This window comes from Paenibacillus sp. FSL K6-2524 (assembly GCF_038005525.1).
Taxonomy (GTDB): Bacteria; Bacillota; Bacilli; order Paenibacillales; family Paenibacillaceae; genus Fontibacillus; species Fontibacillus anaericanus.
In genome coordinates this window covers 4,277,116-4,288,969 of the sequence record NZ_JBBOSP010000001.1, presented here as the reverse complement: position 1 = coordinate 4,288,969, position 11,854 = coordinate 4,277,116, and the positions used below count along the sequence as shown (strand labels likewise).

General features: G+C 43.5%; 13 protein-coding genes and 1 other annotated feature. Of the genes, 12 read left to right on the top strand and 1 reads right to left on the bottom strand.

What is annotated here, in order from left to right; all coding sequences use genetic code 11:
• Nucleotides 1-63 precede the first annotated feature (63 nt).
• From spoIIGA to NST85_RS19735, 12 genes are all read left to right on the top strand, one after another.
• The gene (gene spoIIGA / locus NST85_RS19790; protein ID WP_307396659.1) at nucleotides 64-1,080 is read left to right on the top strand and encodes a sigma-E processing peptidase SpoIIGA; all 1,017 of its coding nucleotides are present in this window, start codon (nucleotides 64-66) and stop codon (nucleotides 1,078-1,080) included.
• 18 nt (nucleotides 1,081-1,098) lie between these two features.
• Nucleotides 1,099-1,821 carry an RNA polymerase sporulation sigma factor SigE gene (sigE, locus tag NST85_RS19785; RefSeq protein ID WP_127191119.1) on the top strand — a complete coding sequence of 241 codons (723 nt, stop codon included), beginning with the start codon at nucleotides 1,099-1,101 and terminating at the stop codon, nucleotides 1,819-1,821.
• Between the two features lie 89 nt (nucleotides 1,822-1,910).
• On the top strand, nucleotides 1,911-2,693 hold the full coding sequence (gene sigG / locus NST85_RS19780; RefSeq protein WP_127191118.1) for an RNA polymerase sporulation sigma factor SigG: 783 nt from the start codon (nucleotides 1,911-1,913) through the stop codon (nucleotides 2,691-2,693).
• A gap of 163 nt (nucleotides 2,694-2,856) precedes the next feature.
• Nucleotides 2,857-3,198 carry a YlmC/YmxH family sporulation protein gene (locus NST85_RS19775; protein ID WP_341190165.1) on the top strand — a complete coding sequence of 114 codons (342 nt, stop codon included), beginning with the start codon at nucleotides 2,857-2,859 and terminating at the stop codon, nucleotides 3,196-3,198.
• 77 nt (nucleotides 3,199-3,275) lie between these two features.
• On the top strand, nucleotides 3,276-4,127 hold the full coding sequence (pgeF, locus tag NST85_RS19770; RefSeq protein WP_127191182.1) for a peptidoglycan editing factor PgeF: 852 nt from the start codon (nucleotides 3,276-3,278) through the stop codon (nucleotides 4,125-4,127).
• A 7-nt stretch (nucleotides 4,128-4,134) separates the two neighbouring features.
• The gene (locus tag NST85_RS19765) at nucleotides 4,135-4,827 is read left to right on the top strand and encodes a YggS family pyridoxal phosphate-dependent enzyme (protein WP_341190164.1); all 693 of its coding nucleotides are present in this window, start codon (nucleotides 4,135-4,137) and stop codon (nucleotides 4,825-4,827) included.
• On the top strand, nucleotides 4,827-5,276 hold the full coding sequence (locus NST85_RS19760; RefSeq protein ID WP_127191115.1) for a cell division protein SepF: 450 nt from the start codon (nucleotides 4,827-4,829) through the stop codon (nucleotides 5,274-5,276). Before NST85_RS19765 ends, NST85_RS19760 begins: the two co-directional genes overlap by 1 nt.
• A 7-nt stretch (nucleotides 5,277-5,283) precedes the next feature.
• Nucleotides 5,284-5,553, top strand: a complete 270-nt coding sequence (locus NST85_RS19755) for a YggT family protein (RefSeq protein WP_127191114.1) — start codon at nucleotides 5,284-5,286, stop codon at nucleotides 5,551-5,553.
• Nucleotides 5,550-6,332, top strand: coding sequence for a YlmH family RNA-binding protein (locus tag NST85_RS19750; RefSeq protein ID WP_127191113.1), 783 nt, complete (start codon nucleotides 5,550-5,552; stop codon nucleotides 6,330-6,332). The genes NST85_RS19755 and NST85_RS19750 overlap by 4 nt, the downstream gene beginning before the upstream one ends.
• 111 nt (nucleotides 6,333-6,443) lie before the next feature.
• Nucleotides 6,444-6,986 (top strand): DivIVA domain-containing protein, encoded by a 543-nt coding sequence (locus tag NST85_RS19745; protein ID WP_127191112.1) that lies wholly within the window; start codon nucleotides 6,444-6,446, stop codon nucleotides 6,984-6,986.
• A gap of 66 nt (nucleotides 6,987-7,052) precedes the next feature.
• Nucleotides 7,053-7,331 (top strand) — a binding site (T-box leader).
• A 66-nt stretch (nucleotides 7,332-7,397) separates the two neighbouring features.
• Nucleotides 7,398-10,493, top strand: coding sequence for an isoleucine--tRNA ligase (ileS, locus tag NST85_RS19740; protein ID WP_127191111.1), 3,096 nt, complete (start codon nucleotides 7,398-7,400; stop codon nucleotides 10,491-10,493).
• 150 nt (nucleotides 10,494-10,643) lie between these two features.
• Nucleotides 10,644-11,024: a DUF5665 domain-containing protein gene (locus NST85_RS19735; RefSeq protein WP_246053989.1), complete on the top strand. Its 381-nt coding sequence runs from the start codon at nucleotides 10,644-10,646 to the stop codon at nucleotides 11,022-11,024.
• Here the strand turns inward: NST85_RS19735 and NST85_RS19730 are convergent.
• The gene (locus NST85_RS19730; protein WP_341190163.1) at nucleotides 11,011-11,787 is read right to left on the bottom strand and encodes a TraR/DksA C4-type zinc finger protein; all 777 of its coding nucleotides are present in this window, start codon (nucleotides 11,785-11,787) and stop codon (nucleotides 11,011-11,013) included. The genes NST85_RS19735 and NST85_RS19730 overlap by 14 nt on opposite strands.
• Nucleotides 11,788-11,854 lie beyond the last annotated feature (67 nt).

Genomic DNA, 11,854 nt, shown 5'->3' with positions numbered 1-11,854 from the left:
CATATGTCCATTATTTATAGCCTGGTAAAAAGAAGCTTAATAGGGAGCAGGCAGGTGAATCATGTGATCGTTTATATCGATTTGATTTTCTTAATGAATCTACTTATCGATGCCATCCTGTTGGCTGCTACAGCCTGGATGAGGAAACAGAGAATGGTAATATGGCGAATCTCACTATCGGCAATAGTTGGAGCATTATATGTGGTAATGATGTTTTTGCCGGAACTTTCCTTCCTATTTACCTTTCTGGTGAAGTTTCTATTCTCTGTTGTTATGCTGTGGATCGCATTTGGTTTTGGGAGTCTGCAAAACTATTTGCGAAATATGGGGGCATTTTACATCATTAATTTTGTGGCGGCCGGAGGGATTCTGGGCGTTCATTATTTGCTACAAAACTCAGGGCAAGTTTGGAGCGGAATATGGTATTCAGCTTCTGGCGGACTGGGGTTTTCATTAAAAATTGGTACCTTATTCACGTTTATCTTATTTTTTGTTGTATTGATTTGGTTTAAAGTCGTAATTGGTTCAAGGCGGAACGTAGAGAGGGTGGCTTCTTTCCTTGCGGAAGTTGAAGTCCGGATTGGCGAGACAAAGATAGGTTGTATGGGATTGATTGACACGGGTAACCAACTTCGAGACCCGCTCAGCCGTTTGCCAGTGATGATAATGGAAGCCTCACTCTGGCAAGAGTTTCTCCCAGATTCATGGAAGGGCAAGCTGAATGCAGAGCATGCGGACAACCTTATCATGGAATGGATGGAAGAGGACTCTTTTATATGGCGAGATCGGTTAAGATTGGTACCCTACCGTGGGATCAACAAAAGTACGCAGTTTATGATTGCTTTGAAACCGGATGAAGCCTCAGTGAATTTAGAAGGTCGAATTATCAAATCCACCCGGTTACTTGTTGGTTTAGACGGGGGGGCATTATCAACCGAGGGGGCGTATCAAGCCATTATCCATCCGGTGATGATTGAAGGAGTGGAGGGTGGAATAACTCCACCAACAGCTACTATGAATTTGGAGCGTGCTCCTGAATTAGAGCGGGGTTCTGATTTCATTTATGAAGCAGGATCGTAAAATGGGAGGAAAGAGAAGATGTATGTAAAATGGAAACTGTTGCTCCAGTTACAGTACTACCGGTTGTTATTTTTATTTGGGCTTAAAAGCGAAGAAATTTATTATATCGGTGGAAGCGAAGCACTCCCCCCTCCATTGACTCGTGAAGAAGAGGAAGTTTTACTATTACGTCTTCCTTCCGGCGACTCAGCTATCCGGGCAATGCTGATCGAAAGAAATCTGCGTCTAGTGGTTTATATTGCTCGAAAATTTGAGAATACAGGTATTAATATTGAAGATTTGGTATCTATCGGGGCTATCGGGCTTATCAAAGCTGTGAATACGTTTGATCCAGAAAAGAAGATCAAACTTGCCACGTACGCATCCCGTTGTATAGAGAATGAGATTCTAATGTATTTACGGCGGAATAGTAAAATCCGTACCGAAGTTTCGTTTGATGAGCCGCTGAATATTGATTGGGACGGTAATGAATTACTTTTATCCGATGTACTTGGTACGGAGAACGATACGATCTATCGTAACATTGAGGAACAAGTTGATCGTAAATTACTACACAAAGCACTTGATAAGCTCAGTGAACGGGAACGGATGATTATGGAACTCAGATTCGGGCTGGTAGATGGAGATGAGAAAACACAGAAAGATGTCGCAGATCTATTGGGTATTTCTCAATCTTATATCTCACGTTTAGAGAAAAGAATTATCAAACGCCTCCGCAAAGAATTTAATAAGATGGTCTAAATGAATTCCTCTTGTTTCGAATTCAGGAATAAAAAAGCAACCCCGGGAGATACTGATCATTAATGTTTCTCCTTGGGAGGTAAGACACGATGACCCGAAATAAAGTTGAGATTTGTGGCGTGGATACCGCCAAATTACCCGTTCTAAACAATACGGAAATGCGGGAATTGTTCCACTCCTTGCAACAGGACCACGTGAGATCAGCTAGAGAGAAGTTAGTGAATGGTAACCTCAGATTAGTGCTTAGCGTCATCCAGCGCTTCAATAATCGAGGGGAGTATGTGGACGACCTGTTTCAAGTTGGCTGCATCGGACTCATGAAAGCTATTGATAATTTCGACTTATCGCAGAATGTCAAATTTTCAACTTATGCAGTACCGATGATCATTGGAGAAATTCGGCGCTATTTGCGTGATAATAACCCAATTAGGGTATCTCGTAGTTTGCGTGACATCGCCTATAAAGCGCTGCAGATGCGGGACAGCCTAACGAACCGAAATTCGCGAGAACCAACAGTTTCTGAAATCGCTGAAGCGCTAGGTATACCTAAAGAGGATGTTGTATTTGCTCTAGATGCGATTCAGGATCCAGTTTCCTTGTTTGAGCCCATTTATCATGATGGTGGCGACCCGATCTACGTTATGGATCAGATTGGTGACGAGAGGAACAAGGATGTATCTTGGATTGAGGAAATAGCACTTCGTGAAGCGATGCAGCGACTTAATCGCCGTGAGAAAATGATTCTTTCGATGCGCTTCTTTGAAGGTAAGACGCAGATGGAGGTTGCCGATGAGATCGGTATCTCCCAAGCCCAAGTCTCTCGACTTGAGAAATCCGCCATTGTACAAATGCAGAAACATGTAAAGTCGTAAATATGAAAAGACAAAGGTCCCTGCGGGGGCCTTTTTCTTATGAGTAAATAAGCGATGTGTTGACCCCGTCATTTCTTTTTTGGAGACACGATACATATAGTATATAGGCAATATGATTAGCAGGATGGGGGCGCGTCAATATGGATAGCGTGGTGAGAGTAGTATGAAAATTTCTGATTTTCAAACGAAAGACGTCATCAATGTTGTCGATGGGAAACGACTAGGACAAATTAGTGATTTGGAGTTAGATCTCAGACAAGGCCTGATTGAGGCTATTGTTGTACCGGTAAATACTAAATTCATGGGGCTGTTTGGGGGAGGGAGCGATCTCATTATCCCATGGAAGAATATTGTTAAGATTGGTGCGGATGTGGTCTTAGTTAAAATGGATGAGGTAAGAGAATCACGCGTTGGCCAGCAGCAATATGAGAATACCGTGTATATTGACAGGGATGGACGGGCGGAGCGGACGGAACGAGTAGAACGAACAGAACGTCGAAATTAAGCGTTGTCGCCTATGTTGTGGTAAACTGGGAACAGGTTACAAGTTTTGGATGAGAATCTGTATGGAGGAGATGGATGATGGAACCGTTTATATGGAACCCTAGACAAGAACAACCCGAGCGGTTCGATCTCAACTCTTGGAATTCCATGTTGCCTGGCCTAAGCGTTGGTTTTACGGGTCGAAGTGGTGGGATTGGTCGTTCACCTTATGACAGTTTGAATTTAGCATATCATGTCGGGGATGACCCAGTGATGGTTAAGGAGAACAGACGAAAGCTTGTTGAAGAACTGGGCTTTTCATCGAATTCTTGGGTATGTGGAGAACAAGTTCATGGTGTCAGGGTAGCTATTGTCAAGGATAGTGATCGTGGTAAGGGCTACTCAGATCGGAGTAGTGCTTTTCAGGATACAGACGCTTTAGTAACGAATGTACCGGATGTTCTGTTGACTTCATTTTACGCTGATTGCGTTCCGCTCTATTTTCTAGATCCGGTTCATCATGTCGTTGGGCTGGCGCATGCTGGGTGGAAAGGAACGGTAGGGCGAATAGCTGAAGCTGTAATAGAGACTATGGAAACTGAATATGACAGTTGTAGAAGTGACATTATGACTGCCATCGGTCCTTCTATCGGTCAATGTTGTTATGAGGTGGATGAAGTTGTAATGTCCAAGGTCGGGGAGGCAATACCGTTAACTGAAGGTGCTACAAGCAATCCTAATTTGATTACAGCTTCCCGAAATAACGACCGAACGATGTTGAACTTGAAAGAATTGAATCGAATTATTATGATAGAAGCAGGAATATTGCCGACTCATATCGAATGTACATCATGGTGTACAAGCTGTCATCCAGATAAGTTCTTCTCATATCGTGAACAGAATGGGATAACAGGGAGGATGGCGAGCTGGATTGGCATGAAAGTGAGGTGATCCTTCTTTGTCGCTTAAAGAACGGATAGAGCATATTAGACAGCGCGTCAAAGAAGCATGTGAACGGAGTGGGCGCAGCGAGGAAGAGGTAAACATTGTTGCTGTGACCAAGTATGTGTCCTTAGATACAACGCGATCCGTTTTGGATGAAGGGATCTTACACATCGGAGAGAACCGTCCACAGAATGCAGTCCCGAAATGGGAGGCACTTGGCGGCAGAGGAACATGGCATTATATAGGCCATTTGCAAAGTAACAAAGTCAAAGATGTCATTGGAAGATTTCAATATATTCATTCGCTTGATCGACTCTCTCTGGCGAAAGAACTGGAGAAGAGAGCGGCGACTACAGGAACTAAGGTTCTGGCGTTTCTTCAAGTTAATGTATCAGGTGAATCTTCCAAACAAGGGATACAACCCCATGAAGCAGCAGCCTTCCTTAAAGAGACAGCGGAATTATCCCATGTAAAGATTATTGGACTTATGACTATGGCTCCAATTGTAGATGACCCGGAGTTAACAAGGCCAGTTTTTCGAGCCTTACGGGAACTTCGGGATGACCTAAATACTCAGGCTTTGACTAAGGAACCATTGAAGGAACTATCAATGGGGATGTCTGATGATTTTGAAGTGGCGATTGAAGAGGGGGCGACCTGGGTGCGCCTCGGGACTCTTTTAGTGGGGAAAGGGGAAGAGACGTAATGGGAGTAATGAATAAGTTTATGAACTTTCTGGGTCTACAGGAAGAAGAAGAAATTGTGGAGCGCGAGAAATTTTCCGGTCAGGAAGAGTTAGATTTTGAAACCCCGAGCTTTGAATCCCGTAAGAATCAGAGAGGAAACAATGTGGTAAGTATTCATTCGCAGAAAAATGTTAAAGTGATTCTGAATGAACCACGTTCCTATGATGAAGCACAGGAAATCGCTGACCACTTACGATCCCACCGAACCGTTGTTGTAAATTTACAGCGGGTGCGAAATGATCAAGCTATGCGTATAATCGATTTTTTAAGTGGTACGATATATGCATTAAGCGGAAGTATTTCGAAAATTGGTGGAAATATCTTTCTCTGTACGCCAGATACAGTAGAAATCCAAGGAGCCATCACAGAGATACTGACAGAGGATCCAGATTACAACAGAATGAGGTGAAGACATCTTGGCATTTACTATTATTAGTTTGGTTAATTTGCTGTACAATATTTATTTCTATATGATTTTAGCGTATATTTTAATGTCTTGGCTTCCTAATGCTCGTGAGAGCTTTATTGGCGAATTACTTGGCAAACTAGTAGAACCATATTTAGCACCGTTCCGGCGTTTTATTCCACCTATTATGGGGACGATTGACATTTCTCCTATCGTGGCACTTTATGTACTTCGTTTAGCCCGGTACGGTCTGGTGAGTCTGATCCTTTATTTCGTATGAATTTTGATATATATGAGCATTTTCGTCCGGAAGAACGTCCATTTGCTGATAAGGCATGGGAATGGGTTAGGAATGCCGGGGAATATCACGAGGTTAAGCGGAGTGATTTCCTCGATCCGCGGCAAAGTTACATTTTGGAAACGTTGGCGAATCGCCATTTGGATGTAGTATTTCGCTTAGATGGTGGGTATGAAGGTGCTGAGAGACGGCGTGCTTTGATTGCCCCGGATTATCGGGATATCGCTAGCGAACCAATGGGCATGAAAGTACTTAGCATAACTTCAGGGGATCAGAAGTTTATTTCCCTTCAGCATGGAGATTATTTGGGCGCTATCCTCGGCTTAGGGCTCAAACGGGACAAAATCGGTGATATTCATGTTCGAGAGGACGGATGCCATGTTGTCGTGGCGGAAGAGATTACATCGTTTTTGCATTTGAACCTGCATCAAGTACATCGAATCGGTGTCATGACCGATATATTAGAACTTGAAGCACTGAGAACGACAGAGTCTACGCTCCAGCCGCTGGATTTAACGGTGGCTTCTTTACGTTTGGATGGGATTGTAAGTGATGTATTTCGTTTGAGCCGGAGTAAAGTGCTAGTTCCGATTAAGGCAGGACGGTGCAGAGTGAACTGGAAGACGGAGGAAGATCCTTCTAAATCTCTGAAGGCTGGCGATGTCGTGGCACTACAAGGTTTCGGCAGATTCAAAGTCATTGAGATAGACGGAATAACCAAAAAAGGAAGACATCGTGTCAGCATCGGTAAATTTGTGTGAAAGTTTGGCAGGAATTCGCGGATTCCTGTCGAATTTAACTACAAAATATGTACCGAAGACATCATACTCTTCCCTAAGGGATGTTTCGAAATCTATAGGAGGTGCGGGTCAATGCCATTAACGCCGCTGGATATACATAATAAGGAGTTTTCTAGACGTATTCGCGGATACGACGAAGATGAAGTTAACGAATTTCTTGATCAAATAATCAAAGATTATGAGATCGTAATTCGGGAGAATAAGGAATTTCAAAACCAGTTGATGTCCATGCAAGATAAGTTGAATCATTTCTCTAACATTGAGGAAACACTCAGTAAGACGATTATCGTGGCCCAGGAGGCCGCGGATGAAGTACGGAATAATGCGAAGAAGGAAGCTCAGTTGATCGTGAAGGAAGCGGAGAAGAATGCTGACCGGATCGTGAATGAATCGCTCTCCAAGTCGCGTAAAGTCTCGATAGAAATGGAAGAGCTTAAGAAACAGGCGTCTATTTATCGGGCCCGCTTCCGGACTTTAATCGAAGCTCAATTAGATTTGCTAAGCCATGATGGCTGGGAGTCGCTTGAAGAACGTGATCGGGATCGTGAAAGAGACCGTGAACGTGATCGTGTTCATGATACCGATCAGAATCGTGAAGTAAGAGAAATTTACTAGATCTCTCTCATGGTTGACATGATATGCATAATAAGTTATAACTAATACCAGATTAAATATACGTATATGTATTTGATGATGGGAACCAGTACGTTGCGATTTTGTTCCGCAGAGAGTTGGCATGATGCTGAAAGCCAATGTTCAAGGCGCAGACGGAATATCCTCCCGGAGAAACAAAGCTGAATTTCCTTTGGAAAGCGTAAGTTTTGTCGGCTGCCGGCCGTTATACCGGCCCCATATGAAGCGTATGGGATCAGAGTGTCATATTACTCTGCCTATCTATAAGAGAGGTCAGAGATGATATGAAACAAGGGTGGTAACGCGAGCTAAAGTCTCGTCCCTTTTGGGATGAGGCTTTTTTTGTTGTTTTTTGATTATTTAAATTTTTAAAATGGAAGGAAGTTGGTTGAAATGAAAAAAGTCGATGTTAAAGAACCTGTAAGACAACGCGATATGCGTATACTTGAGAAATGGAACACGGAGAATACGTTTAAACGTAGCATTGAAAATCGTGTGGGTCGCCCTAATTATGTTTTTTATGAGGGACCTCCGACTGCAAATGGTGCTCCGCATATCGGACACGTACTGGGACGGGTAATCAAGGACTTTATCGGTCGCTATCAAACGATGAATGGCTACAGAGTCGTCCGTAAAGCGGGCTGGGATACACATGGATTGCCAGTTGAACTGGGTGTAGAGAAGCAACTTGGGATTTCGGGTAAGCATGAAATTGAGACTTACGGTGTAGAGAAATTTATTGAGAAGTGTAAGGCTAGTGTATTTGAATATGAGAAGCAATGGCGAGAGCTGACTGAAGCCATCGGTTATTGGACAGATCTGGATGATCCATACATCACGATGAAGAATAGCTATGTTGAGACTGTGTGGCACTTGTTATCAACGATTCATGGCAAGGGTTTACTCTACCGCGGACATCGAGTTAGTCCTTACTGTCCAAGTTGTGAGACGACACTTAGCTCTCATGAGGTTGCTCAGGGCTATGAGGATGTTAAGGATCTAAGTGCAACAGCTAAATTCAAGCTTCACGATAGCGGGGACTATGTGTTAGCTTGGACAACTACACCTTGGACCCTTCCAGGACATTGTGCTTTGGCAGTTAATCCCGCGCTAACCTATGTTCGGGTGAAGCAGGAAGATGGCATCTATATTGTCGCTGAGAATCTAGCCCAGAGTGTGCTTAAGGGCGATTATGAGGTGCTATCGCAGCTTAAAGGATCCGAACTAGTAGGGAAAACTTATACAGCTCCATTTGATTACATCAAGCCTGAGAATGGACTTGTGATTGTGGCTGCTGATTTTGTAACGGATTCAAGCGGTACGGGTATTGTTCATATAGCACCAGCTCATGGTGAGGATGACTATAAGACTTGCCGCGAAAACGGAATTGAATTTATGAATGTTGTTAATCTTCAAGGGCGCTACGAGGATATCGTGAGTGATCTAGCTGGTAAATTCGTTAAAGATTGTGATATAGATATCGTAAAAATGCTGGCTGACCGTGGACTACTGTACAGCAAAGAGAAATACGAGCATAGTTATCCGTTCTGCTGGCGTTGTAAAACTCCACTGCTATATTATGCAACTGAGAGTTGGTTTATTAAGACAACAGCCGTGAAGGATCAATTAATTGCTAACAATAATTCAGTTGACTGGTATCCTGGACATATTCGTGAAGGTCGCTTTGGTAAATTCCTTGAGGATCTAGTGGATTGGAACATCAGCCGTAACCGCTATTGGGGTACACCGCTTAATGTCTGGGTTTGCGATAAGACGGGGAAAGAATATGCTCCAAGCAGCATTGCTGATCTGCGCGAACGTGCGATTGGGAATGTGCCGGAAGATATTGAACTTCACAAGCCATATGTTGATGCTATCAAGCTGAAATCACCATTCTGCGAAGACGGAGTGATGACGCGGACACCTGAAGTGATTGATGTATGGTTCGACAGCGGCTCCATGCCTTTTGCTCAACATCATTATCCTTTTGAGAACGAAGCGGCATTCGAGGATCAGTATCCGGCGGATATGATCTGTGAAGGGATTGATCAGACGCGTGGCTGGTTCTACAGCTTGCTGGCTGTATCCACACTGTATAATGGTAAAGCGCCTTACAAGGCAGTTATTTCTACGGGGCATATCTTGGATGAAAGTGGACAAAAAATGTCCAAATCCAAAGGTAATGTTATCAGTCCGTGGGAGATCATTAACGAATTTGGTACAGATGCATTCCGTTGGGCTTTGTTAGCGGACAGCGCACCATGGAACAGTAAACGTTTCTCCAAAGGTATTGTAGCTGAGGCTAAATCTAAAGTTGTGGACACGCTTGTAAATACCCATGCTTTCCTAACTTTGTATGCATCGATTGATGGATACAAACCTGAAGAGCATGCTTATCAACCGTCTGATAGTAAGCTAGATCGCTGGATTCTATCTCGCTTGAATAGCCTAATTCAAAACGTAAATAAAGGCCTTGAAGTGAATGATTTCCTCAATGCGGCTAAAGCGATCGAAGGTTTCATTGATGAGTTAAGTAATTGGTATATCCGTCGGTCACGTGACCGTTTCTGGGGTAGTGGTCTTGGTGAGGATAAATTGTCCGCCTATGGGACACTAACTTCGGTGTTACTGACATTGTCCAAGCTGATGGCTCCATATACACCACTGCTGTCTGAGGAGATCTATACGAACCTAAGTAATGGAGAAAGTGTGCATTTTGAAGATTATCCTAAAGCGGATGAATCGCTGATTGATCTAGAACTTGAAAGAGATATGGAAAGTGCGCGTCAAATTGTTGAGCTTGCCCGTAACGTTCGTAACGAAATTGGGATCAAGACTCGTCAACCATTATCAAGTCTAGTTGTATCCATGAATCGTGATTTCGCCGTGGCTGAATATGAAGAGATCATCAAGGATGAGATCAACGTCAAAGCTATTGATATCGAGACTAGCGACAGTGGATTTGTAGATTTCACACTGAAGTTAAACCTTAAAGTAGCTGGTAAAAAATACGGTAAGAATGTCGGCTTTTTACAAGGTTACATGAAGGGACTCTCAGCTGAGGAAACCGCTCAAATAGTTGAAAATGGACAGTTTACTGTGACTTCACCTGAAGGTGAAGAGTTGGTTGTTACGAGTGAAGAACTTTTGATCGAGAAACAAGCTAAACCAGGATTCGCATCGGCTTCAGGTTATGGTATTACTGTTGCACTTAACAGCGATATTACACCAGAACTAGAACAAGAAGGCTGGGTTCGTGAGGTTGTTCGTGCGGTTCAGGATACACGTAAAAAACTGGATTTACCAATCGAAAAGAGAGTACGTCTGTGCTTGGATGTAGACGATGAGCTAAAAGAAGCTATTACTGCTTTTGAAAATGTTCTGCGTGATAACGTTCTGGTTACGGATTTAGTCTTTGGCAAATGTGAAGGCGCTGGAGAGATAATCGACCTGGGTTCGAAGAAAATCGGTGTTTACATCGAAGCTTAAATTTGAATGGCGATAACTTTTAAAGGTCATACTAGAATAAACCAAAAACAAACGAGCTATGGCGTAATTCCCTTGGAAATAAGGGGGGCCAGGCTCGTTTGTATTTTGGCAGTATAAAGGCTCTGTATAAAAAGAGGATGGGATTAATGGATGATTCATCGTAATGGAAAGACGTCTGAAACTGTGGGCCCAACTGACAATCCAGAACAAGCAAAGGACAAGATCCCCGGAACACCAGAAGAACAAATGAGTGCGCTATACCAATTGACCCTGACATGGATCCAAAAACTTGAGCGATCACGTATTGCGGAATATACTGAACTGCTCAATCGTCCATGGCGCCTCATTTGGCTGAATATTCTCTCGGGAGTAGCCAAGGGAGTGGGGATCGCAATAGGGTTTACTTTTTTTGCGGCGACCATCATTTATGTTCTGCAGTTGCTTGGGGCGCTTAATCTTCCTATAATTGGTGACTATATTGCAGACATCGTTCGTATAGTTCAAAGGCAGTTGGATCTTAATACGTATTAGGCCCAGTTCCCAAAGAATCTTCACTGTCCTGACGTTCTGTAGAACTCATTAATTCATGGTATTGTCCATTGCGATAAAAGAAAACATTTTGCCCATAAATATCTGTAGCAACATAGCTTTCATAAGGTTCGACAAATCCATCCAGCTCGCTGGCTGCTTCGATTCCAATATCGCTATAGCTGTCAACATTGGAGTCTTCGGCGTATGCAGGCGAATCGGAAGAACCAAAGCCCTCTACAATTTGCCATGCATCTTCGCCGTCAAACCCTGGATTCTCGAATTCGTCCAAACTGGTTCGACCGAAAGGTGGGGAGAGTACTTCCTCTTCCACAGGTCGATCGTGTGAGACATATTGCTGAGGGCTGTGCTCTTTACAATATGCAGTCTCTGGAATGGCGCTCAGTCGATCAAAGCTAATGGGCTTGCCGCAGTTTGCACATACTCCATATTCGCCCGTGGCGATTCGCTCCAGTGCGTCCTCAATACGGGTCAATTGTAGTTCATCATGATCACAGAGTGCTAAATCTTTTTCGCGCTCAAAAAGCTCTGTTCCAATATCGGCGGGATGATTGTCAAGCGAGCTGAACTCGCTTGTATTGTCACGCATAGATCGTCCTATTCCGTAATGATCATTGTGTTCCAGATGCTGGATAAGGGAATCTTGATCGGCTTGGAGCTTTGACGTAAGTTCAGTTAACTGTTGCTTCGTCAGATGGGTCATGAGGTGCTCCTTTCGTAATAACGATGTTGGGTATTTCGTCATGATGATATTTTGCGCAAAAGCATGACGTTTTACCTAAGGAAAATCCTTTCGTGCATGGACGGGTTAA

Coding starts and splice junctions, on each gene's coding strand:
- sigE (WP_127191119.1), top strand. CDS start 1,099: ATGTATGTAAAATGGAAACTGTTGCTCCAGTTACAGTACTACCGGTTG.
- NST85_RS19750 (WP_127191113.1), top strand. CDS start 5,550: ATGAATTTTGATATATATGAGCATTTTCGTCCGGAAGAACGTCCATTT.
- NST85_RS19775 (WP_341190165.1), top strand. CDS start 2,857: ATGAAAATTTCTGATTTTCAAACGAAAGACGTCATCAATGTTGTCGAT.
- NST85_RS19745 (WP_127191112.1), top strand. CDS start 6,444: ATGCCATTAACGCCGCTGGATATACATAATAAGGAGTTTTCTAGACGT.
- ileS (WP_127191111.1), top strand. CDS start 7,398: ATGAAAAAAGTCGATGTTAAAGAACCTGTAAGACAACGCGATATGCGT.
- NST85_RS19735 (WP_246053989.1), top strand. CDS start 10,644: ATGATTCATCGTAATGGAAAGACGTCTGAAACTGTGGGCCCAACTGAC.
- sigG (WP_127191118.1), top strand. CDS start 1,911: ATGACCCGAAATAAAGTTGAGATTTGTGGCGTGGATACCGCCAAATTA.
- pgeF (WP_127191182.1), top strand. CDS start 3,276: ATGGAACCGTTTATATGGAACCCTAGACAAGAACAACCCGAGCGGTTC.
- NST85_RS19730 (WP_341190163.1), bottom strand. CDS start 11,787: ATGACGAAATACCCAACATCGTTATTACGAAAGGAGCACCTCATGACC.
- NST85_RS19760 (WP_127191115.1), top strand. CDS start 4,827: ATGGGAGTAATGAATAAGTTTATGAACTTTCTGGGTCTACAGGAAGAA.